This window comes from Mycobacterium sp. IS-1742 (genome assembly GCF_001500125.1).
In the GTDB taxonomy this organism is placed as follows: domain Bacteria; phylum Actinomycetota; class Actinomycetes; order Mycobacteriales; family Mycobacteriaceae; genus Mycobacterium.
In genome coordinates this window covers 273,176-298,902 of sequence record NZ_LQIV01000001.1, presented here as the reverse complement: position 1 = coordinate 298,902, position 25,727 = coordinate 273,176, and the positions used below count along the sequence as shown (strand labels likewise).

Here is a 25,727-nt window from a genome sequence, read left to right as displayed (position 1 = left end):
GCAGAAGTAAACCGGGCCAAGGTCTCAGCGTGATCACGAATCGTCACCGGTATCGGGCACCTTCACCGCGGTCGCTGTCGGAGCTCTCGCCTAGTCTGGTTGCCGTGACCGCAGGTGCGCCCTCGGCCGGGGAAACGGCCCTGTCCCCGGCTGAACCGAAGCCGGCGCGCCGTGCTGCCGCCAAGAAGTGGGACAACGAGACACGGCTGGGTCTGGTGCGCCGGGCGCGCCGGATGAATCGCGCTCTGGCCGAGGCGTTTCCACACGTCTATTGCGAGCTCGACTTCACGAATCCGCTCGAACTCGCGGTGGCCACCATCCTGTCCGCACAGAGCACCGACAAGCGGGTGAACCTGACGACGCCCGCGTTGTTCACGAAGTACCGCACCGCGCTCGACTACGCCCAGGCCGACCGCGCCGAACTCGAGGAACTGATCCGGCCCACCGGCTTCTACCGGAACAAGGCCAACTCGCTGATCCGGCTGGGGCAGGAACTCGTCGAGCGCTTCGACGGCCGGGTGCCCGGCAACATCGACGATCTCGTGACGCTGCCCGGGGTGGGCCGCAAGACGGCCAACGTCATCCTCGGCAACGCCTTCGACGTCCCCGGCATCACCGTCGACACCCACTTCGGCCGGCTGGTGCGCCGGTGGCGGTGGACCGCCGAGGAGGATCCGGTCAAGGTCGAGCACGCGATCGGCGAACTGATCGAGCGCAGTGAGTGGACCCTGTTGAGCCACCGCGTCATCTTTCATGGCCGCCGGGTCTGCCACGCCCGCAAACCGGCCTGCGGGGTGTGCGTACTGGCCAAGGACTGCCCGTCGTTCGGCGCCGGACCGACTGATCGCGAGGCGGCGGCCGCCCTGGTCAAAGGTCCGGAGACCGAGCATCTACTCGCCCTCGCGGGCCTGTAGACCACCCCCGCACACTCCATGAGCACCTCGGCCCGCTGGACTGTCGCCGTGCTCGCCGTGGCGCTCGCCCTGGTGGTCGCGCTGTCGATGCAGCTGGGCGGGGGCCCCGCGCCCACCCGTCGCGACGGGACCGCACCGGCCCGCGATCACCGGGAGGCGGACACCCCGGAGGCGCTGGCCGGGCCCCGCGCCGAGGCGGATCTGCCGCCGTGTCCGCCGCCGGGCGTCGGCGCCGGGCCGGAGTCGCTGCGCGGGATCAGCCTGGAGTGTGCGGGCGACGGGCAGATGGTCGACGTCGCGCGGGCGCTGGCGGGCCGGACCGTGGTGCTCAACCTGTGGGCCTACTGGTGCGGGCCGTGCGCGGACGAACTGCCCGCCATGGCCGAGTACCAGCACCGGGTGGGCGACGCGGTGACGGTGGTGACCGTCCACCAGGACGAGAACGAGACGGCGGGGTTGTTGCGGCTGGCCGAGCTGGGGGTGCGGCTGCCGACACTGCAGGACGGACGCCGCCTGGTCGCCGCCGCGGTCAAGGCGCCCAATGTCATGCCTGCGACGGTTGTGCTGCGTCCGGACGGTAGCGTTGCCGGAATTGTGCCGCGGTCCTTCGCCACCGCCGACGAGATCGAGGAAGCGGTGGACCAGACGATGGGAGAGCCGGGGTGAGCGCGACGCGTGACGGGCACCGGTTGATGCCCGACGCCGCACCCGGATGGCTCCGACCGCTGGTCGACAACACCGACGGCGTGCCCCGCGCCTACCGACGCCGGGTGCCGCCGGACGTGCTGGCCGCAATCACCGCGGCGAACGCCACCGCGACGGTCACCCGCGCCAAACGCGACGCCGCCGTGCTGGTCCTGTTCTCCGGGCCCGAGCACGCCGGCGAGGGACTGCCCGACGATGCCGACCTGCTCGTGACGGTGCGGGCGTCGACGCTGCGCCACCACGCCGGTCAGGCCGCCTTCCCCGGCGGGGCGACCGACCCCGACGACGAGGGTCCCGTGCACACCGCGCTGCGCGAGGCCACCGAGGAGACCGGCCTCGACACCAGCCGCCTGCAACCGCTGGCGACGCTGCAGCGGATGTTCATCCCCCCGTCGGGTTTCCACGTGGTGCCCGTGCTGGCCTACTCACCGGACCCGGGTCCGGTGGCCGTCGTCGACGAGAGTGAGACAGCGATCGTGGCGCGGGTGCCCGTGCGGGCCTTCGTCAACCCGGAGAACAGGCTGATGGTCTACCGCGACGCCAACTCGCGCAGGTGGGCCGGGCCGGCGTTCCTGCTCAACGAGATGCTGGTGTGGGGTTTCACCGGTCAGGTCATCTCCGCGATCCTCGATGTCGCCGGGTGGGCGGTGCCCTGGAACACCGACGACGTCAGAGAACTCGACGAGGCAATGGCGCTCGTCGGGCACGATGACCGTTACGGTGAGTCTCAACAATGACACCGTCTCAGTGGCTCGACCTCCTCGTCCTCGCCGTTGCCTTCGTCGCCGCCGTCTCGGGCTGGCGCTCGGGCGCGCTGGGGTCCCTCATGTCGTTCATCGGCGTGGTACTCGGCGCCGTCGCCGGCGTGCTGCTCGCACCGCATGTGGTCACCCACATCAGCGGCCCCCGCACGAAGCTGTTCGCGGCGCTGTTCCTGATCCTCGCGCTGGTGGTGATCGGCGAGATCGCCGGTGTGGTCCTCGGGCGGGCTGTGCGCGGCGCGATCCGCAACCGCACGCTGCGCCTGTTCGACTCCGTGATCGGCGTGGGCCTGCAGATCGTGGCGGTGCTGCTCGCGTCATGGCTGCTGGCGACCCCGCTGACGGCCTCCGATCAGCCGAACCTCGCGGCCGCCGTCAAGGGGTCGCGGGTGCTGGCCGAGGTGGACGACGTCGCCCCGCCGTGGCTGAAGTCGGTGCCCACGAGGCTCTCCGGCCTGCTCGACACCTCGGGACTGCCCGAGGTTCTCGAACCGTTCGGCCGGACCCCGATCGCGAACGTCGACGCCCCGGACGCGGCACTGGCCAACGATGCGGTCGTCGGCGCGACCCGCGGCAGCGTGGTGAAGATCCGCGGCGTGGCGCCGGGCTGCCAGAAGGTGCTCGAGGGCACCGGTTTCGTGGTCTCGGCGAACCGGGTGATGTCCAACGCGCACGTCGTCGCCGGGTCGGAAAGCGTCACCGTCGAGGTCGACGGCCAGACCTACGACGCCTTCGTGGTGTCCTACGACCCGAACGCCGACATCTCGATCCTCGACGTGCCCGATCTGCCCGCCGCGCCGCTGCCGTTCGTCGACGAGCTGGCGCCCCCGGGTACGGACGCCATCGTGATGGGCTACCCGGGCGGCGGGGACTTCACCGCCACCCCGGCGCGGGTCCGCGAGACCATTGAACTCAACGGGCCGGACATCTACCGCAAGACCACCGTCACCCGCGAGGTGTACACCATCAGAGGGACGGTGCGTCAAGGCAATTCGGGTGGCCCGATGATCAACCGCGGCGGCAAGGTGCTGGGTGTGGTGTTCGGCGCGGCCGTCGACGACGCCGACACCGGCTTCGTGCTGACCTCCGACGAGGTGGGACACCAGCTGGCCAAGGTGGGCAACACCGCGCGGGTGCCCACCGGCGTCTGCGTGAGCTGATTCAGCGCCGGTACACCTGGCCGAGGAACCGGCCGAGCTGTTCGTTGACCTCGTCCGGCGCCTCCTCGTGACCGTAATGGCCTGCGCCGTCCAGTGATACGTAACTCCCGTGCGGTGTGAGGCGTTGGGTGCGGTACACCGGATCGCCGAGGACGTACGGGTCGGCGTCGCCGCGCAGGTGCAGCATCGGGACCCCCAGCGGCCGCCTCATCAAACGCATGAAGCGACGGCCCTCGCCGCGCAGCTGGCTGCGCACCGCCCAGCGTTGGTACTCCAGTGCCGAATGCGCGGCCGACGGGATCTGGATGGCCTTGCGCAGATGTCCGACCGTCTCCGAGAAATCCTCCGTCGCTTGCCATCTCAGGCCGGAGCGGGCCCGGACGAGGTTCTCGACCTCGGCGCCGTCGTGGCGGGTCAGCGTCCGTTCCGGCCATATCGGCGTCTGGTATCGCAACAGCGACGGCAGCAGCGCCCGGCCCTGATCGCGCCGCCTCGTCACCGACGCGCGCAGCGCCACGGGGTGCGGCGAACTGACCACCGCGATCGCGCGGACGACGCGGGGATGCAGCACCGACGTGGCCCAACACACCAACCCACCGTCGGCGTGGCCGACCAACGTCGCGGTCTGGTGGCCCAGCGCCCGCACCAGACCGGCCGTGTCACCGGCCAACGTCCACCCGTCGTAGCCGCGGGGCGGTTTGTCACTGCCGCCGTACCCACGCAGATCGACGGCCACGACGCGGGCACCGCCGAGGCCCCGCAGCTGATGGCGCCACGACCACCAGAACGAGGCGAATCCGTGCAGCAGGATGACCAGTGGTCGCTCGGTCATCGGAACGGTGGCCGCATCCGGCGACTCGGCCTCGACGACGTGGAAGCGGATGCCGTTGGCGTGGACCTCGAGATGACGCCAGGGACCGTCGATCCGGACGACCGAGGGGTCGGGCGGCGGCATTACCAGCCGGACGGGTCGCCGGTCTTGTTGTCCGCGACCGCGACCGCCTTCGGTGCCTTCTCGTGGCCCGGGGTGAGCGCCTCGCGCGTCTCCTTGACCGACTCGATCGTCTTCTGCGGGCCGCGGATCCGGCGCACCTTCAGATAGCCCAGCAGCGCCAGCAGCGCGGTCACCACCACCATGACGCCGAAGACGATCAGGAACGACGCCCACCGCCACAGCCAGGTGTCGAGCAGTTCGGCGGCGAAGAAGAAGAAGAAGAACGTCGAGTAGAACAGCACGACCAGCGCGGCGATGAAGAAGACGCTGCCGGTCAGCCCCTTCTTGACGTCACGGGTGATCTCGGCCTTGGCCAGTTCGACCTCGGCGCGCACCAGCGTCGACACCTGCGAGGTGGCGTCTTTGACCAGGTCGCCGATCGAGGGATCCGGCTTGGGCGCATGTGGATCCACCAGCGGGATCGATGTGACGGTGGTGGGCACGCCGTTCTTGCGATCGCCTCGGCTCACGGACACTTCCTCCCGCTGTGATGTCAGTCGCGCTTCATGTTGCCATGCGGGGATCGGTGCAACGATTCCGACCGGCGATAGACTGACTTGATCATGAGGCGGGTCGGGCACGTCGACGGGGGAGACACTGTGGGTACCGGACACCGCCGAGTGGCGCAGATCGTCGCGGCGGTGGCCGTCAGCATCGCCGGCGCGATCGCCACGGCCGCCGGCGCCGGCGCCGCCGGACCCGTCGTCCTCGGCGGCGGCTCGGGCATCATCGTCAACGGTGAGTCCTTCTGCACGCTGACCGCCATCGGCAACGACAACCGCGGCAACCTGATCGGTTTCACCTCGGCGCACTGCGGGGGACCCGGCGCGACGGTGGCTGCCGAGGGCGCGCAGGACGCGGGAATTCTCGGCACGATGGTCGCCGGCAATGAGGCCCTCGACTACGCGGTGATCCAATTCGACCCGCAGAAGGTCACCCCGACCAACAACGTCAACGGTTTCCAGATCAACGGCCTCGGACCGGACCCCGCGTTCGGTCAGGTCGCCTGCAAGCTGGGCCGCACCACCGGCTACTCGTGCGGTGTGACATGGGGCCCGGGTGAGGATCCGGGCACGATCGTCAACCAGGTGTGCGGCCAGCCCGGCGACTCCGGTGCGCCGGTCACGGTCGACAACCGCCTGGTCGGGATGATCCACGGCGCCTACACCGAGGGCCTGCCGACGTGCGTCGTGAAGTACATCCCGCTGCACACCCCGGCGGTGACGATGTCGTTCAACACCCAACTCGCCGACATCGCGGCCAAGGGCCGACCGGGTTCGGGCTTCGTCCCGGTCGGCGCGGTGGCCTAGATTTCGGTGCCGGCCGAGGCTAGACCTCGGCCTTGCTGGCGCGGATCGCCTCGAACACGCCCGGGTCGACCAGCGTCGAGGTGTCGCCGAGTTCGCGGCCCTCGGCGACGTCGCGCAGCAGACGGCGCATGATCTTGCCGCTGCGGGTCTTGGGGAGTTCGGGCACCACGTGGATCTCGCGCGGGCGGGCGATCGGTGAGATCTCCTTGGCCACCTCGGCGCGCAGTTCCTCGACCATGTGCTCGTGCGGCTTGTCCGCGGCCGAGGACTCGAGGATGACGAACGCGCAGATCGCCTGTCCGGTGTGGTCGTCGGTGGCGCCGACGACGGCGGCCTCGGCCACGTGCGAATGCCCCACGAGCGCCGACTCGACCTCCGCCGTCGAGATCCGGTGCCCGGACACGTTCATCACGTCGTCGATGCGGCCCAACACCCAGATATTGCCGTCCGCGTCGTACCGCGCGCCGTCGCCGGCGAAATACCAACCCTGCTCGGCGAATCGGGACCAGTAGGTGTCCTTGAAGCGCTGCGGATCGTTCCAGATGCCGCGCAGCATCGCCGGCCAGGGCTGGTCGAGGACCAGGTATCCGTTCGCCTGCTCGCCGTGGTCGCTGCCGGGCGGGAGCTGGTTGCCGTCGTCGTCGACGATCTTGGCCGAGATGCCGGGCAGCGGCGTCATCGCCGAACCCGGTTTGGCCGCCGTGACACCCGGGAGCGGGGAGATCATGATCGCGCCGGTCTCGGTCTGCCACCAGGTGTCCACGATCGGGGTCTTGTTGTCGCCGAACGCGTTCCGATACCAGCGCCACGCCTCGGGGTTGATCGGCTCACCGACCGAACCGAGCAGCCGCAGACTCGACAGGTCGTGGGCGTCGGGAATCGCGCGGCCGAGCTTCATGAACGTGCGGATCAGCGTCGGCGCCGTGTAGTAGATGGTGACGCCGTATTTCTCGATGACCTCGAAGTGCCGGTGCTCGGTCGGCGACGTCGGGGTGCCCTCGTAGACCACCTGGGTCACACCGTTCGACAGCGGGCCGTAGACGATGTACGTGTGGCCGGTGACCCAGCCGATGTCGGCGGTGCACCAGTACACGTCGGTGTCGGGTTTCACGTCGAACACGTTGTAATGCGTGTACGACGACTGCACGAGGAATCCGCCGGTGGTGTGCATGATGCCCTTGGGCTTGCCGGTGGTGCCCGAGGTGTAGAGCAGGAACAGCGGGTGCTCCGAGTCGAAGGCCTCGGGGGTGTGCTCGGTGGACGCGCCGTCGACGGTCTCGTGCCACCACAGGTCGCGCCCGTCGGTCCACGCGATGTCGATACCGGTGCGCCGCACCACCAGAACGTGTTCGATCGAGGGTTGACCCTGGACGGCCTCGTCGACCGCCTCTTTCAGGGAGGCGGCCTTGCCGCGGCGGTACTGACCGTCGGTGGTGATGACGAGTTTGGCTTCGGCGTCCTCGATGCGAGCCTTGAGCGCCGAGGCCGAGAACCCGGCGAACACGACCGAGTGCATGACGCCGAGGCGTGCGCAGGCCAGCATCGCCACGATCGCCTCGGGCACCATCGGCATGTAGATGGCGACCCGGTCGCCTGCCGTCAGGCCGAGGTCGGTCAGCGCGTTGGCCGCCTTGCACACCTCGTCTTTGAGTTCGGCGTAGGTCAGGGTGCGGGAGTCGCCGACGGGCTCACCCTCCCAGTGGATCGCCACGCGGTCACCGTTGCCTGCCTCGACGTGCCGGTCGACGCAGTTGTAGGCGACGTTGATCTTGCCGCCGACGAACCACTTCGCGAAGGGGGCGTCCGACCAGTCGAGCACCTCGGTGAACGGGGTGTCCCACGACAGTCGCTCGGCCTGCTTGCCCCAGAAGGCGAGTCGGTCTTCCTCGGCGTCGCGGTAGATCTCCGCTCCGGCGTTCGCCTGCTCGGCGAATTCGGCGGGCGGCGGGTAGCTGGACGGGACTTCGGTGTGCACCTCGGACATGGGTGTGAGCGTAGTCACCCGACGTGACCTACACATCGAGACCTCACATCACCACCTGCGGACGGCCGATCTCATGCGACGAACGTCGGGAAACCGCGGCCCAGCGGTCGACTACCGTGGGCAGCCATGACCGATCCGCTGGCCCCCCTCGTCGAGCTACCGGGAGTGGCCGAGGCCGGCGACGAAGCCCGCGCCGCGCTGGGGCGGGCGCACCGGCACAAGACCAATCTGCGCGGCTGGCCGGCCACGGCCGCCGAGGCGGCGCTGCGGGCGGCGCGGGCGTCGTCGGTGCTCGACGGCGGATCGCTGCAACTGGGCGAGACGGGCGACCCGGATCCGGTGCTGGCCGGCGCGCTGCGGGTGTCACAGGCGCTCGAGGGGGGTGCGACCGCGCTGGTCGACGTGTGGCAGCGTGCCCCGCTGCAGGCGCTCGCCCGGTTGCACTCGTTGGCGGCCGCCGACCTCACCGACGACGAACACCTCGGTCGGCCCCGCGCGGACGCGGGCGTCGGCCGGCGGTTGGAGCTGCTGGTCGGGATCCTCACCGGCGGCTCGCGGGCACCGGCTCCGGTGCTCGCCGCCGTCGCGCACGGCGAACTGCTGACACTGGCGCCGTTCGGCACGGCCGACGGCGTGGTGGCCAGGGGAGTGTCGCGGTTGGTGACGATCGCCAGCGGGCTGGATCCGCACGGCCTCGGCGTCCCCGAGGTGTACTGGATGCGCCAGTCCGGGGACTATCTGGCCGCCGCGCGCGGGTTCGCGTCCGGGACGCCCGACGGGCTGACGGCGTGGTTGCTGCTGAGCTGCCGAGCGCTGCACGAGGGGGCTCGCGAGGCCCTGCAGATCGCGTCGGGATGACCTCCCAGCAACGCGAAGCGGGCGACGATCCGATCCGAGTTCGGCTCGCCGCCCGCTAGCACGGACTCCGGTTACCAAGCGTGCTGTGGGGATTGCGTGGGTTGGCCTCGGCGTCAGTGCGATGCGCCTCGATCGACTTCTCCACCCAAAGAGTCGTCGTGATCGTCCGCTTTTCGCAATTACGCAGGCCCGCAACACTTTTGCCTATTCCGCGGCATGTGCTCCGCGTGGGTGCCGGGTTCCGTGCTGGGTTGCCTGATTCGGGAGGTGTCGCCTTCTCTTCCGGTGACATCTTGGCCTCGTCAGGCTTCCGTGCCTCCTTTGTACTCCGTGACGGCCGTCACATCAAGGCCGACACCGGCCCGATTCCCGATCGTTACGGCCTCGCCCTCAGCAACGGTCAGAGCGCGAAGCGGCGGAGCAGCGAATACGTCAGCGCGCCGGCGGCGAGCGCACTCATCCCGACCGCCGCCGTCGTGGCGACCGCGGCGCCCGACGGGGCGGGGATGCGGTCGCGCAGCGACACCGGCCGGCTGAAGGTCAGCACCGGCCAACCCCTGGCAGCGGCCTCCTTGCGCAGCGCGCGGTCCGGGTTCACCACGGTCGGATGGCCGACCGCCGACAGCATCGGCAGATCGGTGATCGAATCGGAGTAGGCGTAGCAGTGCTCGAGCGCGTATCCCTCGCGGGCGGCCAGCGCGCGGATGGCCTCGACCTTGCCCTCGCCGTAGCAGTAGAAGGCGATCTCCCCGGTGTAGCGCCCGTCTTCGACGACCATCCGGGTCGCCATCGCATGGGTGGCGCCCACTGCGCGGGCGATCGGCGCGACGATCTCCTCGCCGGACGCCGACACGACGACCACGTCGCGGCCGCAGAGTTTGTGGTCGGCGATCAGGTCGGCCGCCTCGGCGAACACGAGGGGGTCGACGATGTCGTGCAGCGTCTCGCCGACGATGGACTTGATCTGTTCGACGTCCCAGCCGGTGCACATGTTCGTCACGTAGGACCGCATGCGGTCCATCTGGTCGTGGTCGGCGCCCGACATCAGGAAGAAGAACTGCGCATAGGTCGACTTGAGCACGGCCCGCCGGTTCAGCAGGCCCTGATCGAAGAAAGGTTTGCTGAAAGCCAATGTGCTCGACTTCGCAATGACCGTCTTGTCAAGATCGAAAAACGCGGCGGTGCGCACCGGGTGATCGGGCGACGAAACCGCTCGGTGGTCGCTCGGCGACGCGGCGTCCTGCTCAGATGCGCTCACGTGGCCAGCATAAACACGAACGCCGTGACATCCGGGGTGCCAGGTGTACAAAATGGCAGATCACGACACGTGTCCTGAGGCGCAGTTTTCTCACGAATCACTCATGACAAACGCGTTCGGGACTTGCATTCCGTGGCCGTACCGTGTGTATAGTGGGCGTTACCCGGGTTATGCCGGGTGTGCATCAGCCCGACCCCCCGGGGCTGATACACGACGACCTCCGCCTCCTCCCCCCCTGGCGGGGGTCGTCCCTTTTTCGGGGGTTGCATTCGCAATCCGGATAAGTCATTTCGTGGCCGAAACGTTGCCCAACCGCAATCCGGAGCGCTCTCGGCTGGTTGTCCACAGTTGCTGGTTCATCCACAGGTGGTAGCGGAACGGGCGTCGGCGGACGTTTCGTCGACGGCCCGCGCGGCACAGTGGGGCCATGACCACCCCAGGCGTGCTCGTGATGCTGAGCGGTCCGGCCCTGCGCGACGATGTCGACCGCATCGCCGCGGCGGCGGCGGTCGAGGTGATCCACACCGCGCAACCGTCGAGCCGGAAGAGTTGGTGCGCCGCGGCGGCGGTCCTCCTCGACGTGGACACGGCCCGCCGGTGCGCCGAACGGGCACTCCCGAGACGTGAGCGCGTCGTGCTCGTCGGCCACGCTCCGCTCGACGAGGACCACTGGCGCGCGGCGATCACCGTGGGTGCACAGCGGGTGCTGGCGCTGCCCGAACAGGAGGGCGAACTGGTCGTCCTGCTCGCCGACGCCGTCGACGCGGTGCGCGAGGACGCGCGGCAGGGCCCTATCGCCGCAGTCGTGGCCGGTCGGGGCGGCGCGGGAGCATCGGTGCTCGCCGCGGCGCTGGCGCTGTCCGTCCCCGACGCGCTGCTCGTCGACGTCGACCCCTGGAGCGGTGGGCTGGACCTGCTCCTGGGTGCCGAGACCGCCGCGGGCCTGCGCTGGCCGGATCTGTCCCTGCGGGGCGGCCGGCTCGGCTACCCGTCACTGCGCGACGCCCTGCCCCGGCACGGCGGGGTGACGCTGCTGGCCAACGGACGCGGCGGAATGGAGATCGACCCGACCGCGCTGGCCGCGGTGGTGGAGGCGGGCAGCCGTGGCGGGGCCACGGTGGTGTGCGACGTGCCGCGTCGCTCGACGTCGGCGGCGGAGGTCGCGCTCGACGCCGCTGACCTGGTGATCGTGATCGTCACCGCTGAGGTTCGCGCCTGCGCCGCGGCCGGGGCGATGGTGCCGTGGCTGTCGGCGATCAACCCGAACGTCGGCCTGGTGGTTCGCGGGCCGGCGCCGGGTGGTTTGCGCGCGTCGGAGGTGGCGAGGTCGGTCGGGCTGCCGCTGCTGGCCGCGATGCGACCACAGCCCGGCATGGCCGAGGCGCTCGAACGCGGCGGGCTGCGGATCGCCGCGCGGTCTCCGCTGGCGGCCGCAGCACGCCGGGTGCTGACCGTGCTGCACCGGCATCCCGCGGAGGCGGCGGCATGACGGCATCGCTGATCGACCGGGTGCGCGAGCGGCTGGCCGCCGAAGCGTCCCCGCTGAACCCGGCCGTCGTCGCGGCCGCCATCCGGGCCGAGTCGGGCGGCGTGCTCGGTGACACCGAGGTGCTCACCAATCTGCGTGCGCTGCAGACCGAACTGACCGGCGCCGGACCCCTCGAACCTCTGCTCGGCGCCGACGGCACGACCGATGTCCTGGTCACCGCGCCGGACGCCGTGTGGGTCGACGACGGGCAGGGGCTGCGCCGCACCGGGATCCGGTTCGCCGACGAAGGCGCAGTGCGGCGCCTCGCGCAGCGGCTGGCGCTGGCCGCCGGACGCCGCCTCGACGAGGCCCAGCCGTGGGTCGACGGTCACCTCGAGGGGCTGGGCACCGGCGAGTTCACCGTGCGCCTGCATGCCGTACTCCCGCCGGTCGCGGCCGGCGGAACGTGCCTCTCCCTGCGGGTGTTGCGCCCCGCGACCCAGGATCTCGCCGCCCTCGTCGGCGCGGGGACGATCGTCGACGAGGCGTCCCCGCTGCTGCGGGACGTCATCGACGCCCGGCTGGCGTTTCTGATCAGCGGAGGCACGGGTGCGGGAAAGACGACACTGCTCGCGGCCGCTCTCGGCGCGGTCGCGCCGAACGAGCGGATCGTGTGCGTCGAGGACGCCGCCGAACTGGCGCCCCGGCATCCACACGTGGTGAAACTCGTCGCCCGCGGCGCCAACGTCGAGGGGGTCGGCGAGGTGACGGTGCGCGAGCTCGTGCGCCAGGCACTGCGGATGCGGCCGGACCGGATCGTCGTCGGCGAGGTCCGCGGCGCGGAGGTGGTGGACCTGCTCGCCGCGCTCAACACCGGTCACGACGGCGGTGCCGGCACCGTGCACGCCAACAATCCCGCCGAGGTCCCGGCCCGGATGGAGGCGCTCGGTGCGGTGGGCGGGCTCAGCAGCCCGGTGCTGCACAGCCAGTTGGCCGCCGCGGTACAGGTGCTGCTGCATGTGTCTCGCGACGGCACGGGCATCCGTCGGCTCACGGAGATCGCGGTGCTCCGGACGCACGACGACGGCCGTGTCCGGGTGGTCCCGGCGTGGCGGATCGGTCGTGGGCTCGACGCCGGTGCCGACGAGCTTCGTCGCCTGGTGTCGTCGAGGAGTCTCGGATGAGCGTCGCCGCGGTCGCACTGGCGTTGGCCCTGCTGTTCAACCCCGTCGACGTGAGCAGGCGGCTGCGCACACCGGAGGCGCGGCCGGGGCGGCGCCGGTGTCTTCGCGCGCTCGCGGTGCCGGCCATGGTGTCGGCGGTCGTGGTGTGGTCGGTGGCGTCCGCCGGAGTCGTGTTGGCGGCGGGCGTGGCAGGTGCCACCGCCGCCGCGCGGATGCGCCGCCGGCGCGCGCGGAGGAAGTGCGACCGGGAGGCGGAGTCATTGGAGGCCGCGCTCGAGGTCTTGGTGGGCGAACTCCGGGTGGGTGCACACCCGGTCGCCGCCTTCGAGGCCGCCGCGCGGGAGACCGACGGGCCGGTGGCGGACTCCCTGCGGGCGGTCGCGGCACGCGCCCGCCTGGGCGCGGACGTGGCGGCCGGCCTTCGCGACACCGCGGGGAAGTCCGCGCTGGCGTCACACTGGGGCCGCATCGCGGTGTGTTGGGAGCTGGCTCAGAGCCACGGCCTCTCCATCGTCGCGCTCATGCAGACCGCGCAACGCGACATCGCCGAGCGGCAACGCTTCTCGTCCCGGGTGAACGCCGGGATGGCGGGTGCCCGGGCGACCGCCGCGGTGCTGGCGGGTCTGCCCCTGCTCGGCATCGGCCTCGGCCAGCTGATCGGCGCCGAACCGGTGGCCTTCCTGCTCACGAGTGGGGCAGGAGGCTGGCTGTTGCTCGCCGGTGTGACGCTGTCGTGCGTCGGGCTGCTGTGGTCGGACCGCATCACCGCGGGGGTGACGACGTGAGCGTGGCGGCCATGCTGCTGGCCCTGGCCCTCCTGTTGACCGGCCGCGACGGCGGCGTCCGGATGGCGCGATTGCGCCCGCCCGATCGTCCGGGCCCTCGCCAGGCCCAGCGGGGCGGCGCCGATGATCCACTCGCCGCGGCGTCGACCTTCGACGTACTGGCTGCCTGTCTGTCGTCGGGCATGGCGGTGTCGGCCGCCGCATCGGCCGCCGCGACGTCGGCGCCGCCCGGGCTGGCCCGCATCCTGGCCAGGGCGGCCGACATGCTGGCCCTCGGTGCCGGCGCGGCGACCGCATGGTCGGACCCCGGGCCGCCGCTCGACGACCACGCCCGCGCCCTGATGCGGCTGGCCCGCCGGTCCGCGGAGTCCGGTACGGCCCTGGCGCAGGGTGTCGCCGACCTGGCCACCGAATCACGAAGCGACGCAGCCGATACCGCACGGGCCGCCGCGGAGCGCGCGGGTGTGCTGATCGCTGCGCCGCTCGGGGTGTGCTACCTGCCGGCCTTCCTGTGCCTGGGCATCGTGCCCGTGGTGGTCGGCCTGGCCGGTGACGTCCTGCAGTCGGGGCTGTGGTGATGACCGGGATTCGCGGACCGTCCGCGGACGGAAGCAAGGGAGGGCACGATGTCGGTGAGGGCGATGTTCGAGGAGTTCCAGGCGCGGCTGACCGTGCTGGCGGTCGACGACGCCGGCATGTCCACCGTCGAATACGCCATCGGGACGGTCGCCGCGGCGGCGTTCGGTGCGATTCTCTACACGGTGGTCACCGGCGACTCGATCGTGAGCGCATTGACCAACATCATCAGCCGTGCGCTGAAAACCGATGTCTGAGTGACGATGTGGGTGGCGCCACGGTCGAGGCCGCGTTCGCCGTCGCCGCGCTGGTGGTCGTGGTGGGCATGTGCGTCGCCGGGCTGTCCGCTGTCGGCGCCCAGGTGCGCTGCGTCGACGCCGCCCGTGAGGCGGCACGGTTGGCGGCCCGTGGTGACGAGCGGTCGGCCACCGAGATGGCGGGCAGGATCGCCCCCGACGGGGCGGCGGTCGATCTCCGGCGGGACGGGGGAGTGGTGGTCGCGCGCGTCAGCAGCAGGCCTCCGATCCTGTTGGGCCTCACCATCGCCGCACAGGCGGTCGCGGCGACCGAACCCGGCGTGCGATGACCGCGGCGCGGCGAGTCTCATCGCGGTCGCCGCCGTGGCGGTGCTGGTCGCCGTCACCGGTGGTCTGGCCCAGATCGGGTCGGCGGTGGTCGCACGCCACCGGGCGCAGGCCGCCGCGGACCTCGCCGCGTTGGCGGCGGCAGGTCACATCACCTCGGGAGCCGAATCGGCTTGCGCGCAGGCGAGATTCGTCGCCGGGTCGATGGACACCGCGGTCGCCGACTGCACCGTCGAGGGTCTGCAGGTGGTCGTCCACGTCGAGGCCGAACCGGGCCTGGGGGTGTGGCGGCTCGGTCTTGCGCGCGCGGCGGCCCGGGCGGGGCCTGCGCTACTCCGGTGACGACGACGACGGCGGTGCGGCGGCGGCCGCGAGACGCGCCTCGCGCAGTTCCTCGTCGGTCGGCAGCCGCACCGACGCGAGGCCGGCGATGGTCCCCGGTTCGAGTTCGATCCGGTTGATCGTGACGTGCACGGGCGCCCAGCCGCCGTCGGCGGTCCGCAACCGCAGGACCGCCGTGGTGGCCCGGTCGGCGAGTTCGGTGATCATGCGCGCCAAGTGGGCGTCGTCATCAGGGTGCACCTCGTTGGCGCGCCAGTCGTAGAACGGGGCCGGCGGGTCGAGCCACTTCAGCAGCTTCCAGTTGTCCAGATCCACCAGCGCCCGGTGCAGGCCGGCCTGGGCCAGCCCGTCGAGGATCCGCTGGGCCAGGTGGTCCGGCGGCGGGTGCTCGGGACCCTCGCGCTCCGCGCGCCAGTTCATCGCCCGGCAGACCAGCTTCTCCGCGCCTTCCTCTGCCTCGAGCAGGGCGCGCGCGCTGAATCCGACCGCGATGGGCGTCCCCTGATGATCGGTGACATCCCAGGTGCTGCAGAACGTCTGACCGGGCTCCGGCCGGATCGCCATCGAGAGCACCTTGGTCTCGCTCGGATTGAGGTCGCGCATCGGCAGGTCCTCGGCCAGCGCCCGGCCGTGGGTGTCCTCCGCGCCGGGGTCGCGACCGCTGTTGGCCAGCGACTGCGTCGTGGCGGTCGCGATACCGGTCGTCAGATCCCACTTCAGCGGTCCGGGCAGCGGGCGCTCGGGTGGGTCCAGCTTCGGAGGGCCGATCCAGACGTGGACGCCGTGGATGCGGCCGTCGGACATCTGCACCACCTCCGTGCGAATCACACGGTCGTTCTTCGGGGTGATGCTGGACAGGCCCTGACCTGCGCGGACGGTTTCGGCGATGGCGGTCTGCACCGCCATCAGATGGGGATTTCGCCGTAGGAACGCGCTGATCGGAACCATCTTCTCGGTTCGGCGACCCTGTGCGACGACGACGGGCTCACTCCCCAGTGTCTCCACCAGCAGCCAGTCGTGGCTCATGTCCGAGATTTTAACGTGGCACGGACCGCCACCGAATCCGTCGCGCAACCGCCGCGGTCACCGGGCGGCGGCCCCAAAAACGGCCCGGTTTTGGTGGCGAGCCGTGCGTCAACGAGGTATTTTGCTTCCAGCCCGGTTCCGGGTGCACGAAACGGATTGCGTGTGAGGAGTCGACCGTCGAGGGGTCGGTCGGTTCCCCCTGTCAACGGCGACGATCGCCCAGCGCGTGCAGCACCAGCCGCAGCACCCGCACCGCACCCGCCTTGTCGAGGGGGTCATTGCCGTTCCCGCATTTGGGCGACTGCACACAGGACGGGCAGCCGCCTGGACACTCACACGCCTCGATGGCGTCCGCGGTCGCCCTCCACCAGGTACGGATCTGCCGGAACCCGCGCGCGGCGAACCCGGCCCCGCCCGGATGGCCGTCGTAGACGAAGATCGTCGGCAGGCCGTCCTCCGGGCCCACCGCGGTCGACACCCCGCCGATGTCGCCGCGGTCGCAGCTGGCCACCAGGGGCAACAGTCCGATCGCGGCGTGCTCGGCGGCGTGCAGCGAACCGGGGAACCGCAACGGGTCGATCCCGTTGTCCAGCAGCGCTTCCGGGGTGATCGTGCACATCGCCGCCATGGTGTCCAGTGTCCGGGTCGGCATGTCGAGCTCGACGAAATCGATGACCTCACCGTTGAGTCGGCGGCGCAGATAGCCGACCACGGTGTTGGACACCGACACCGGGACCAGGCCGACGGTGACCGCGCCATGAGACTCCCGCTCGCCGGCGCCGGTCACCGCGATGTCGGTCACCTCCCTGGCGAAGGTGGTGTAGCCGGGATCCTCGGCGTGCACGAACGCCACCCCGTCTTCGAAGGACAGCGAGTCCACGACGTAGCTCTCCCCCTGGTGCAGGTACACCGCGCCCGGATGCACCGACGCCGCCGCCGCGCCGGCGTTCGCACTGCCGAGCATGCGCCCGGTGTCGGCCTCGAGGATGGCGATCTGCCCGCCGGTGGATCCACGGATGTCCACGGCGGGATGGGGATCGAGGCCGGGTACGGGGAAGTACCCGTGTGCCCGCCGACGCAGCAGACCGTCGTCGACCAGGGATTCGGCGACCGTCTCGGCGTCCCACATCCGCACCTCGGAATCGGTGAGCGGGAGCTCGGTGGCCGCGCAGAGCAGTTGCGGGGCAAGCACATAGGGGTTGGCCGGATCGATCACCACCCTTTCGATCGGCCGGTCGAGCAGGGCCTCCGGATGGTGCACGAGGTAGGTGTCGAGGGGGTCGTCGCGGGCCACCAGCACGATCAGCGCGCCCTGGCCGCGCCTCCCCGAGCGGCCCGCCTGCTGCCAGAACGACGTGACCGTGCCCGGGAATCCGGCCAGCACCACGGCATCCAGCCCCGCGATGTCGACGCCGAGTTCCAGCGCGTTGGTGGTGGCCAGTCCCCGCAGTCGCCCGTCGGCCAGGGCGCGTTCGAGTTCGCGGCGGTCCTCGGCGAGATAGCCGGCCCGGTAGGAGGCCACCTGCTCGACCAGTTCGGGTGCGACCTCCTCGAGGCGCGCCCGCGCGCCGAGCGCGGTGAGTTCGGCCCCGCGGCGCGACCGCACGAACGTCAGCGTCCGCGCCCCCTCGGCCATCAGATCGGCCATCACCCGCGCGGCCTCCGCGCCCGCGGATCGTCGTACCGGAGCGCCGTTCTCGCCGACCAGGTCGGTGAGCAGCGCCGGTTCCCACAGCGCCACCGTCCGCGCGCCCTGTGGTGAGCCGTCGTCGGTGACCTCCGCGACGGTCTGGCCGATCAGCTCGGCCGCGGTCGCGGCCGGTGCGGCGGTGGTCGCGCTGGCGAAGATCACCGTCGGGCCGCCCGCGTCGGCCGAGTACCGCGCGCACAGCCGCAGCAGGCGGCGCAGCACCAGTGCCACGTTCGACCCGAATATGCCTCGGTAGTAATGGCATTCGTCGACCACGATGAACTTGAGATGGCGCAGGAAGACGGCCCAGCGGGCGTGGTTGCGCAGCAGCGACAGATGGATCATGTCCGGGTTGGAGAAGATCCAGCGCGACCGCTCCCTGGCGAATCGCCGGACGTCGACGGGGCTGTCGCCGTCATAGGACGACGGCGCCACGTCGTGCAGGGCCGGGACGGCGTCGGTGAGGGCCTGGGCGGTGCGCAGCTGATCGTGACCGAGCGCCTTCGTCGGCGACAGATACAGTGCGCGCGTACGGGGCTCGGATGCCATCGCGGACAGGATCAGCAGCTGGTAGGCCAGCGATTTGCCGGACGCCGTGCCGGTGGACAGCACCACGTGCCTGCCGTCGTGGGCGAGGTCGGCCGCCTCGCGCTGATGGGACCACGGCGTGCGCACGCCCCGATCAACGAACGCCTGCACGACATCTGGGTGCGCCCACTGCGGCCACGGTTGCGGTTGCCCCGAACGGGGCGGGAGGTCGGCGACGTGACGCAGCGGATGCTCGTCGGCCACCACTCCCGCCACCGCACAAGACAGCAGCTCCCGGCCGAAATCTGACACTGCCCACCCTTCCGAAACACGTCCGTAACAGTGCGCCGCGCCGTCGGCGTCGGTGCACACGTGAATTGTTCCCCAAGGAAGTGCGCTGAGACTGTCGCACCAGCGCTGAACGTGATTGACTTAGCGCGGTCGCAGCTTCTGTGTTCGTGTACTCGCACTCGCAGGATCGACGTTGCGATCGCGGTTCCTGCGAGGGTTGTAGGTCGGGTCGAGTTCCGACGACTCCACGAAGGATGGCGGTCGGAACGGGCCCGGTGTACCGAAACGGTGGACCGCACCCGGAGAAGAAGAAAAGGAAAAAACAGGAAATGCCACAGGGAACTGTGAAGTGGTTCAACGCGGAGAAGGGGTTCGGTTTCATCGCCCCCGAGGACGGCTCCGCAGACGTGTTTGTCCACTACACGGAGATTCAGGGCAGCGGCTTCCGCACCCTGGAGGAGAACCAGAAGGTCGAGTTCGAGGTCGGCCAGAGCCCCAAGGGGCCGCAAGCTACGGGTGTGCGCACCATCTAGTACAGCGAGCCTGACGAAACACCCCCACTGATCCGCTTCCACGGAACTGTGGGGGTGTTCTCGTTCGCGGTGCCGTCGCTGCGCATGCCGCGGGGCACCTCACGGCGGACGCTCGGCTGGCTTACTGTCGATTCGTGAGCCAGCTGTCCTTCTTCTCGGCGGAGGCGGTACCCCCCGCCGTCGCCGACCTCACCGGGTTGCTCGCCGCACCCGGTCAGGTGGTGCTGGTCGGCGCGGGCCGCGAACAGGGTGCTCGGCTCTCGGTGGTCGTGGACGATCTGTGGCGGGCCGAGGCGCTCTCCGAGATGATCGCCGACGCCGGATTGACCCCGGAGATCTCGCGCACCGACGAGAACACCCCGCTGGTGCGCACCGCCGTGGAGCCGCGGCTGGTCGCGATCGCCGCCGAATGGACCCGTGGCGCGGTCAAGACGGTCCCCCCGCAGTGGCTGCCCGGACCCCGTGAATTGCGGGCGTGGACGTTGGCGTCAGGCACCAGGGAACCCAACGGCTATCTGCTCGGGCTGGACCCGCACGCGCCGGACACCCATTCGCCGCTGGCGTCGGCGATGATGCGCATCGGGATCGCGCCGACCCTGATCGGCACCAGAGGGTCCCGTCCGGCACTGCGAATCAGTGGTCGACGCCGCCTGACACGCCTGGTGGAGACGGTGGGGGAACCTCCGGAACACGCCGCGGCGTTGCCCCATTGGCCCAGCGTTCAGTGACCCGTGACGAAGGGGTCAGTTTGCGTCGCTCAGCGTAGGGTGCGAAATTGTCAGGTGCCGACAGGCGCTGACGGAGGCATCCGGCGCCGCATGGCGATCGAGGAATTGGAGCAGGATCCAGTTGGCTGACGGTAGCCGCAGAGGCGGAAACAATGGCGTTCGGCGACTCGTCATTGTCGAGTCGCCGACGAAGGCACGCAAAATCGCCGGGTATCTGGGCTCGAATTACATCGTCGAATCGTCGCGCGGACACATCCGTGACCTGCCCAGAGCCGCTGCTGACGTGCCCGCCAAGTACAAGTCGGAGCCGTGGGCCCGCCTCGGCGTCGACGTCGAACACGACTTCGAACCGCTCTACATCATCAGCCCGGACAAGAAGGGCACCGTCACCGAGCTCAAGGGCCTCCTCAAGGACGTCGACGAGCTCTACCTCGCGACGGACGGTGACCGCGAGGGCGAGGCCATCGCCTGGCACCTGCTGGAAACGCTCAAACCGCGCATCCCGGTCAAGCGGATGGTGTTCCACGAGATCACCGAACCCGCCATCCGCGCCGCCGCCGAAAGCCCCCGCGACCTCGACAACGACCTGGTCGACGCGCAGGAGACCCGCCGCATCCTCGACCGCCTCTACGGCTACGAGGTCAGCCCGGTGCTGTGGAAGAAGGTGGCGCCGAAGCTCTCGGCGGGCCGCGTGCAGTCCGTGGCGACCCGCATCATCGTCCAGCGTGAACGCGAGCGGATGGCCTTCCGCACCGCCGGCTACTGGGATGTGAGCGCCGAACTGGACGCCAGCGTCTCCGATGCGCAGGCCACCCCGCCGACGTTCACGGCGAAACTGAACAGCGTCGACGGTCGCCGGGTGGCCACCGGCCGCGATTTCGACTCCCTCGGTCAGGTGCGCAAACCCGACGAGGTCCTGGTCCTCGACGAGGCCGCGGCCGGGGCGTTGGCGGCGGGTCTGCAGGGCGCGCAGCTGTCGGTCGCCTCGGTCGAGCAGAAGCCCTACACGCGCAGGCCGTATGCGCCGTTCATGACGTCCACGCTGCAGCAGGAGGCGGGCCGCAAGCTGCGGTTCTCCTCGGAGCGCACGATGAGCATCGCGCAGCGGCTGTACGAGAACGGCTACATCACCTACATGCGTACCGACTCGACCACGCTGTCGCAGTCAGCGATCGATGCCGCGCGCAATCAGGCCCGCCAGCTCTACGGCGAGGAATACGTCCACCCGACGCCGCGCCAGTACACCCGTAAGGTCAAGAACGCCCAGGAGGCGCACGAGGCGATCCGCCCCGCCGGCGACGTATTCCAGACCCCCGGACAGCTGCACGCCCAACTCGACACCGACGAGTTCCGGCTCTACGAGCTGATCTGGCAGCGCACCGTCGCCTCCCAGATGGCCGACGCCCGCGGCACCACGCTGAGCCTGCGGATCGGCGGGGACTCCCGGGACGGCCAGTCGGTGGTGTTCTCCGCGAGCGGGCGCACCATCACCTTCGCCGGCTTCCTCAAGGCCTACGTCGAGAGCATCGACGAACTCGCGGGCGGCGAGTCCGACGACGCCGAGAGCCGGCTGCCGAACCTGACCCAGGGCCAGCGTGTGGACGCCAAGGAGCTCACGCCCGCCGGCCACCAGACCAGCCCGCCCGCCCGCTACACCGAGGCCTCGCTGATCAAGGCGCTCGAGGATCTGGGCATCGGCCGGCCGTCGACGTACTCGTCGATCATCAAGACCATTCAGGACCGCGGTTACGTCCACAAGAAGGGCAGCGCGCTGGTCCCGTCCTGGGTGGCGTTCGCTGTGATCGGTTTGCTGGAGCAGCATTTCGGCCGTCTCGTGGACTACGGTTTCACCGCCGCGATGGAAGACGAGCTCGACGAGATCGCCTCCGGTCAGGAGCGAAGGACCAACTGGCTCAAGAACTTCTACTTCGGCGGCGAGCACGGCGTCGGGGATTCGATCGCCCGCTCGGGTGGTCTGAAGAAACTGGTCGGCGTCAACCTCGAGGAGATCGACGCCCGGGAAGTCAACTCCATCAAGCTCTTCGACGACGCCGAGGGCCGTCCCATCTACGTCCGGGTCGGCAAGAACGGCCCGTATCTCGAACGGATGGTCGCCGACGAGGACGGTGAGCCGGGCGACCTCAAACCCCAGCGCGCCAACCTCAAGGACGAGCTGACACCCGACGAGTTGACCCTGGAACTGGCCGAAAAGCTGTTCTCCACACCGCAAGAGGGCCGATCCCTGGGTGTCGACCCGCAGACCGGCCACGAGATCGTCGCCAAGGACGGCCGGTACGGACCGTATGTGACCGAGGTGCTGCCCGCCCCTGAGTCGGACGATCCCGACGAAGGCACCGCCGGTACGCCGGCGAAGAAGGGCAAGAAGCCCACGGGCCCCAAACCGCGCACCGGTTCACTATTGCGCACGATGGACCTCGAGACCGTCACGCTCGACGACGCACTCAAGCTGCTGTCGCTGCCGCGGGTGGTGGGTGTCGACCCCGGCACCGGCGAGGAGATCACCGCGCAGAACGGCCGGTACGGGCCATACCTCAAGCGCGGCACCGACTCCCGATCGCTGGCCACCGAGGAGCAGATGTTCACCATCACCCTCGATGAGGCGCTCAAGATCTATTCCGAGCCCAAGCGCCGGGGCCGGCAGGGTGCGGCGACGCCGCCGCTGCGGGAGCTGGGCGCCGACCCGGTCAGCGGTAAGCCGATGGTGATCAAGGACGGCCGCTTCGGCCCGTACGTCACCGACGGCGAGACCAACGCCAGCCTGCGCAAGGGCGACGACGTCATGTCGATCACCGACGAGCGCGCCTCCGAACTGCTCGCCGACCGGCGGGCCCGGGGTCCGGTCAAGAAGAAGGCCGCCGCCAAGAAGGCGCCGGCGAAGAAGACGGCAGCCAAGAAGACCGCGGCCAAGAAGGCCGCCGCGAAGAAGGCGTAGCGCTCAGCGCGACAGATCGCTGATCTCGCGCGGGGACATCAGGTTCACCGGGCGCGCCAACTGTGTCGGGGCGATGCGGCCGCGCAGTTCGACGGTCTCGCCGACGTTCCAGCATAACGCCTCGGCGTCGAGCGCCCCGCTGACGGCGATCGCCGACGCCAGGACGTGCCCCGGCTCCAGCTTCGCGAGCTCGGTGAGCCGGGCGGCCTCGTTGACGGGGTCGCCGATGACCGTGTACTCGAAGCGGGCCTGGGCGCCGATGTGGCCGGCGATCGCGCGCCCCGCCGACACCCCGATGCCGAATTCGGTCTGGCCGAGGACCTTGATGAGCTCGTCGTGCAGTTCGCGCGACGCCGCCAGCGCCGCGCCGCACGCATCCGGGTGCTCGATCGGGGCCCCGAAGATGCACAGCGCCGCGTCACCCTGGAACTTGTTGACGAAGCCGCCGTGGCGGTTCACGGTGTCGACGACCACCCGGAAGAAGTCGTTGAGCAGGTTGACCACGTCGGCGGCCGGAATGGTCGAGGCGAGATGGGTGGAACCGACCAGGTCCACGAACAGCACGGCCACGTCGCGCTCCTGGCCGCCGAGTTCGGTACCGCGTTCCAGCGCCCGGCGCGCGACATCCTCGCCGACGTAGCGGCCGAACAGGTCGCGCAGCCTCTGCCGTTCGGACAGGTCGCGCACCATGTCGTTGAATCCGGCCTGCAGCAGGCCCAGCTCGCTGGCGTCGTAGATCTGCATGTGGGCGTTGTAGTTGCCGCGCTGGACCTCGCCGAGCGCCCAGCGCAGCTGGCGCAGCGGGTCGGCGATCGACATGGCCACCAGCACGGTGCCGGCCAACCCGATCACCAGGGCGGCGATGGCCAGCAACAGGATCGGCATGGTCAGCCGGTCGGCGGGGGCCTCGAGGATGTCGAACTGGCTGGCCACCAGCGCGAGCACGATCGCCAGCACCGGCACACCCGTGGAGAGCACCCAGGTGAGCACCTGGCGCAGGACCACGCCGGGCGCTCGGAAGTTCTCCGGGACGCCGCCGCGCAGCGCCGCCACGGCGACCGGTCGCAGCACCCGCTCGGACTGTAAATAGCCGATGATCGCGGTGGCCGTCGCGCCGAGTGCGGTGGCGACGGCCACCACGGGCGCCGACTTGCTGGCGACCGGCCAGCTCGCGACGATGAACACGATCGACCCCAGGCACCAGTTCGCGACGCTGATCACGGTCCGGTAGAACGGCATTCGCAGGGCGCGGGTCCGGGCCAGGTCGGTGGTGCCGGGGTCGCTCTCGGCCAGCAGGGTGTCGCGGCGCTGCCACCGGATGACGGGGATGAGCAGCCGCAGGCTCAGGTAGGCGCCGACGGTGAACGAGACGAACAGGTAGCCCAGGAAGATCGCGAGGTTGGCCGCGGGCAGGTCCTGGAGCTGGACGCGGTCCTCGGGCGGCAGGCCGAATCGCAGGAAGCCGAGCACGAACAACGCACCGATGATGTCGGCCTGGAGCATGCCCAGGGTGAAGACCGGCCACGGCGTACGCGCCACCCAGCGGACGAATGCGCTGATTCGCCCGATCGGTACCGCCTCCGATGCCACCCGTTTACCGTATCGGGCGAAGGCGACGTTGAGCGCTGCTGTCAGCGAGTTGTGTCGGTCTGACCACTACTGTTGGCGGTGATGGCCGGAGTTTTTTCCCGTTTGGTGGGCCAACACGCTGTTGAGGCGGAGTTGGTGGGTGCCGCACAGGCTGCCCGTGGTGATGACGCTCACAGTGTCTCGGCCACCGGGACCATGACACACGCGTGGCTGATCACCGGCCCACCGGGGTCGGGGAGGTCGATCGCGGCGCTGTGCTTTGCCGCCGCGCTGCAGTGCACCTCCGACGGTGTCCCGGGCTGCGGTGAGTGCCGGGCGTGCACCACGACCATGGCCGGTACGCACGCCGACGTCCGGCGGATCATCCCCGAGGGCCTGTCCATCGGCGTGGACGAGATGCGCAACATCGTGCAGATCGCCTCGCGGCGGCCGGGAACGGGCCGCTGGCAGATCGTCGTGGTCGAGGACGCCGACCGGCTCACCGAGGGTGCGGCGAACGCGTTGCTGAAAGTCGTCGAGGAGCCACCGCCGTCGACGGTGTTCCTCCTGTGCGCGCCGTCGGTGGACCCCGAGGACATCGCGATCACGCTGCGGTCGCGCTGCAGGCACGTCGCGCTGGTGACCCCGTCGGTGGACGCGATCACCCAGGTGCTCATCGAGGGTGACGGCCTGTCGGAGCAGGACGCCCGCTGGGCGGCGTCGGTGAGCGGCGGTCACGTCGGGCGGGCGCGCCGGCTGGTCGTCGACGAGCAGGCGCGCGATCGCCGCAAACGGGCGTTGAGCCTGGCTCGGGACGCGGCCACCCCGTCGCGGGCCTATGCGGCGGCCGAGGAACTCGTGGCTTCGGCGGACGCCGAGGCGAAGGCGCTGACCGTGGACCGCAACGAGACCGAGGTCGAGGAACTGCGCACGGCGCTGGGCGCGGGCGGGACGGGGAAGGGCACCGCGGGCACCATGCGCGGTGCGACCGGGGCCATCAGGGATCTGGAGAAGCGGCAGAAGTCGCGGCAGACCAGGGCCTCTCGCGACGCGCTGGACCGCGCACTGATCGACCTGGCCACCTACTTCCGGGATGCGCTGCTGGTGGCGTCGGGGGCCGGTCATGTCCAGGCCAACCATCCGGACATGGCCGACAAGGTCGCGGCGCTGGCGGCGCACGCGCCCCCGGACAAGCTGCTGCGCTGCATCGAGGCGGTGCTGGAGTGTCGCGAGGCGCTCGCGGTGAACGTCAAGCCGAAGTTCGCGGTCGACGCGATGGTGGCCACCGTCGGACAGGCGCTGCGGGACTGACTTTGGTGGCCGGCGGGCGCTGCCGTAGACTCGTGCCGCCCGGTCTGGCCGGGCACGCCGCCTTAGCTCAGTCGGTAGAGCGATTCACTCGTAATGAATAGGTCAGGAGTTCGATTCTCCTAGGCGGCTCTCTTCTTGCCTCGCCGAGCGCACGGTTGTTGACGTGCCTACTCGAGTTTTGCGTACACCAACCGTGCAGTCGGCGTACGACACCA

The 25,727-nt window shown here is 70.2% G+C and carries 24 protein-coding genes and 1 tRNA gene; 18 read left to right on the top strand and 7 right to left on the bottom strand.

What is annotated here, in order from left to right; translation table 11 throughout:
• Positions 1–233: 233 nt before the first annotated feature.
• The 4 genes from nth to marP are packed head-to-tail and all read left to right on the top strand — an operon-like array spanning position 234 to position 3,540.
• A complete protein-coding gene (gene nth, locus AU196_RS01515) occupies positions 234–914 on the top strand; it encodes an endonuclease III (RefSeq protein ID WP_197415679.1) in 681 nt (226 codons plus the stop codon).
• An 18-nt stretch (positions 915–932) separates the two neighbouring features.
• Positions 933–1,580: a TlpA family protein disulfide reductase gene (locus AU196_RS01510; protein ID WP_059093301.1), complete on the top strand. Its 648-nt coding sequence runs from the start codon at positions 933–935 to the stop codon at positions 1,578–1,580.
• A gap of 26 nt (positions 1,581–1,606) precedes the next feature.
• The gene (locus tag AU196_RS01505) at positions 1,607–2,356 is read left to right on the top strand and encodes an NUDIX hydrolase (protein WP_502687200.1); all 750 of its coding nucleotides are present in this window, start codon (positions 1,607–1,609) and stop codon (positions 2,354–2,356) included.
• Positions 2,353–3,540, top strand: a complete 1,188-nt coding sequence (gene marP / locus AU196_RS01500; protein WP_059093299.1) for an acid resistance serine protease MarP — start codon at positions 2,353–2,355, stop codon at positions 3,538–3,540. Before AU196_RS01505 ends, marP begins: the two co-directional genes overlap by 4 nt.
• Before the next feature lies 1 nt (position 3,541).
• Here the strand turns inward: marP and AU196_RS01495 are convergent, their stop codons facing one another.
• Positions 3,542–4,495: an alpha/beta fold hydrolase gene (locus tag AU196_RS01495; RefSeq protein ID WP_059093298.1), complete on the bottom strand. Its 954-nt coding sequence runs from the start codon at positions 4,493–4,495 to the stop codon at positions 3,542–3,544.
• Positions 4,495–5,004, bottom strand: a complete 510-nt coding sequence (locus AU196_RS01490) for a phage holin family protein (RefSeq protein ID WP_059093409.1) — start codon at positions 5,002–5,004, stop codon at positions 4,495–4,497. The genes AU196_RS01495 and AU196_RS01490 overlap by 1 nt, the downstream gene beginning before the upstream one ends.
• Before the next feature lie 129 nt (positions 5,005–5,133).
• Here AU196_RS01490 and AU196_RS01485 point away from each other — a divergent pair, with 129 nt between their 5' ends.
• Positions 5,134–5,844, top strand: a complete 711-nt coding sequence (locus AU196_RS01485) for a S1 family peptidase (protein WP_059093297.1) — start codon at positions 5,134–5,136, stop codon at positions 5,842–5,844.
• A 19-nt stretch (positions 5,845–5,863) separates the two neighbouring features.
• On the opposite strand, the gene acs is transcribed toward AU196_RS01485, so the two are convergent.
• Positions 5,864–7,828 (bottom strand): acetate--CoA ligase, encoded by a 1,965-nt coding sequence (gene acs / locus AU196_RS01480; RefSeq protein ID WP_059093296.1) that lies wholly within the window; start codon positions 7,826–7,828, stop codon positions 5,864–5,866.
• Between the two features lie 126 nt (positions 7,829–7,954).
• Between acs and AU196_RS01475 the strand changes: the two genes are divergently transcribed.
• Positions 7,955–8,686, top strand: coding sequence for a hypothetical protein (locus AU196_RS01475; protein ID WP_059093295.1), 732 nt, complete (start codon positions 7,955–7,957; stop codon positions 8,684–8,686).
• 400 nt (positions 8,687–9,086) lie between these two features.
• Here the strand turns inward: AU196_RS01475 and AU196_RS01470 are convergent, their stop codons facing one another.
• Positions 9,087–9,875, bottom strand: a complete 789-nt coding sequence (locus AU196_RS01470; protein ID WP_231737279.1) for an HAD-IB family hydrolase — start codon at positions 9,873–9,875, stop codon at positions 9,087–9,089.
• Between the two features lie 496 nt (positions 9,876–10,371).
• On the opposite strand from AU196_RS01470, the gene ssd reads away from it, so the two are divergent.
• Genes ssd through AU196_RS25955 form a run of 7 tightly spaced genes read left to right on the top strand, consistent with a single transcriptional unit; the run spans position 10,372 to position 14,883 of the window.
• The gene (gene ssd / locus AU196_RS01465) at positions 10,372–11,433 is read left to right on the top strand and encodes a septum site-determining protein Ssd (protein WP_059093293.1); all 1,062 of its coding nucleotides are present in this window, start codon (positions 10,372–10,374) and stop codon (positions 11,431–11,433) included.
• Positions 11,430–12,596, top strand: a complete 1,167-nt coding sequence (locus AU196_RS01460; RefSeq protein WP_059093292.1) for a TadA family conjugal transfer-associated ATPase — start codon at positions 11,430–11,432, stop codon at positions 12,594–12,596. The genes ssd and AU196_RS01460 overlap by 4 nt, the downstream gene beginning before the upstream one ends.
• A complete protein-coding gene (locus tag AU196_RS01455; protein ID WP_059093291.1) occupies positions 12,593–13,381 on the top strand; it encodes a type II secretion system F family protein in 789 nt (262 codons plus the stop codon). The genes AU196_RS01460 and AU196_RS01455 overlap by 4 nt, the downstream gene beginning before the upstream one ends.
• Positions 13,378–13,959, top strand: coding sequence for a type II secretion system F family protein (locus tag AU196_RS01450; protein ID WP_059093408.1), 582 nt, complete (start codon positions 13,378–13,380; stop codon positions 13,957–13,959). Before AU196_RS01455 ends, AU196_RS01450 begins: the two co-directional genes overlap by 4 nt.
• Before the next feature lie 48 nt (positions 13,960–14,007).
• Positions 14,008–14,214, top strand: a complete 207-nt coding sequence (locus AU196_RS01445) for a DUF4244 domain-containing protein (RefSeq protein WP_059093290.1) — start codon at positions 14,008–14,010, stop codon at positions 14,212–14,214.
• 8 nt (positions 14,215–14,222) lie between these two features.
• Positions 14,223–14,543: a TadE family type IV pilus minor pilin gene (locus AU196_RS25960; RefSeq protein WP_231737253.1), complete on the top strand. Its 321-nt coding sequence runs from the start codon at positions 14,223–14,225 to the stop codon at positions 14,541–14,543.
• Entirely contained in the window at positions 14,428–14,883 is a 456-nt protein-coding gene (locus AU196_RS25955) for an Rv3654c family TadE-like protein (protein WP_286140973.1), read from the top strand. The genes AU196_RS25960 and AU196_RS25955 overlap by 116 nt, the downstream gene beginning before the upstream one ends.
• On the opposite strand, the gene AU196_RS01430 is transcribed toward AU196_RS25955, so the two are convergent.
• The gene (locus AU196_RS01430; RefSeq protein WP_197415667.1) at positions 14,872–15,909 is read right to left on the bottom strand and encodes a PAS domain-containing protein; all 1,038 of its coding nucleotides are present in this window, start codon (positions 15,907–15,909) and stop codon (positions 14,872–14,874) included. The two genes, AU196_RS25955 and AU196_RS01430, sit on opposite strands and share 12 nt — an antisense overlap.
• 202 nt (positions 15,910–16,111) lie before the next feature.
• Positions 16,112–18,439, bottom strand: coding sequence for a DEAD/DEAH box helicase (locus AU196_RS01425; protein ID WP_059093287.1), 2,328 nt, complete (start codon positions 18,437–18,439; stop codon positions 16,112–16,114).
• A 308-nt stretch (positions 18,440–18,747) separates the two neighbouring features.
• Here AU196_RS01425 and AU196_RS01420 point away from each other — a divergent pair, with 308 nt between their 5' ends.
• The 3 genes from AU196_RS01420 (at position 18,748) to topA (ending at position 22,632) form a co-directional block, all read left to right on the top strand.
• Entirely contained in the window at positions 18,748–18,951 is a 204-nt protein-coding gene (locus tag AU196_RS01420) for a cold-shock protein (protein ID WP_011562175.1), read from the top strand.
• Positions 18,952–19,085: 134 nt separating this feature from the next.
• On the top strand, positions 19,086–19,679 hold the full coding sequence (locus AU196_RS01415) for a hypothetical protein (RefSeq protein ID WP_059093286.1): 594 nt from the start codon (positions 19,086–19,088) through the stop codon (positions 19,677–19,679).
• 121 nt (positions 19,680–19,800) lie between these two features.
• Entirely contained in the window at positions 19,801–22,632 is a 2,832-nt protein-coding gene (gene topA / locus AU196_RS01410; RefSeq protein WP_059093285.1) for a type I DNA topoisomerase, read from the top strand.
• 3 nt (positions 22,633–22,635) lie between these two features.
• Here topA and AU196_RS01405 read toward each other — a convergent pair whose 3' ends face one another.
• Positions 22,636–24,267, bottom strand: a complete 1,632-nt coding sequence (locus tag AU196_RS01405; RefSeq protein ID WP_197415677.1) for an adenylate/guanylate cyclase domain-containing protein — start codon at positions 24,265–24,267, stop codon at positions 22,636–22,638.
• A gap of 36 nt (positions 24,268–24,303) precedes the next feature.
• Between AU196_RS01405 and AU196_RS01400 the strand changes: the two genes are divergently transcribed.
• Complete coding sequence (locus tag AU196_RS01400; RefSeq protein ID WP_059093283.1) at positions 24,304–25,512, top strand: DNA polymerase III subunit delta'; 1,209 nt, start codon at positions 24,304–24,306, stop codon at positions 25,510–25,512.
• A gap of 56 nt (positions 25,513–25,568) precedes the next feature.
• Positions 25,569–25,641: transfer RNA gene (locus tag AU196_RS01395), tRNA-Thr, on the top strand.
• Positions 25,642–25,727 lie beyond the last annotated feature (86 nt).

Bases quoted from the DNA above. Each gene is read 5' to 3' on its own strand.
- nth (WP_197415679.1), top strand. From the start codon at position 234: ATGAATCGCGCTCTGGCCGAGGCGTTTCCACACGTCTATTGCGAGCTC.
- AU196_RS01510 (WP_059093301.1), top strand. From the start codon at position 933: ATGAGCACCTCGGCCCGCTGGACTGTCGCCGTGCTCGCCGTGGCGCTC.
- AU196_RS01505 (WP_502687200.1), top strand. From the start codon at position 1,607: ATGCCCGACGCCGCACCCGGATGGCTCCGACCGCTGGTCGACAACACC.
- marP (WP_059093299.1), top strand. From the start codon at position 2,353: ATGACACCGTCTCAGTGGCTCGACCTCCTCGTCCTCGCCGTTGCCTTC.
- AU196_RS01495 (WP_059093298.1), bottom strand. From the start codon at position 4,495: ATGCCGCCGCCCGACCCCTCGGTCGTCCGGATCGACGGTCCCTGGCGT.
- acs (WP_059093296.1), bottom strand. From the start codon at position 7,828: ATGTCCGAGGTGCACACCGAAGTCCCGTCCAGCTACCCGCCGCCCGCC.
- AU196_RS01475 (WP_059093295.1), top strand. From the start codon at position 7,955: ATGACCGATCCGCTGGCCCCCCTCGTCGAGCTACCGGGAGTGGCCGAG.
- ssd (WP_059093293.1), top strand. From the start codon at position 10,372: ATGACCACCCCAGGCGTGCTCGTGATGCTGAGCGGTCCGGCCCTGCGC.
- AU196_RS01460 (WP_059093292.1), top strand. From the start codon at position 11,430: ATGACGGCATCGCTGATCGACCGGGTGCGCGAGCGGCTGGCCGCCGAA.
- AU196_RS01455 (WP_059093291.1), top strand. From the start codon at position 12,593: ATGAGCGTCGCCGCGGTCGCACTGGCGTTGGCCCTGCTGTTCAACCCC.
- AU196_RS01445 (WP_059093290.1), top strand. From the start codon at position 14,008: ATGTCGGTGAGGGCGATGTTCGAGGAGTTCCAGGCGCGGCTGACCGTG.
- AU196_RS01430 (WP_197415667.1), bottom strand. From the start codon at position 15,909: ATGAGCCACGACTGGCTGCTGGTGGAGACACTGGGGAGTGAGCCCGTC.
- AU196_RS01420 (WP_011562175.1), top strand. From the start codon at position 18,748: ATGCCACAGGGAACTGTGAAGTGGTTCAACGCGGAGAAGGGGTTCGGT.
- AU196_RS01400 (WP_059093283.1), top strand. From the start codon at position 24,304: ATGGCCGGAGTTTTTTCCCGTTTGGTGGGCCAACACGCTGTTGAGGCG.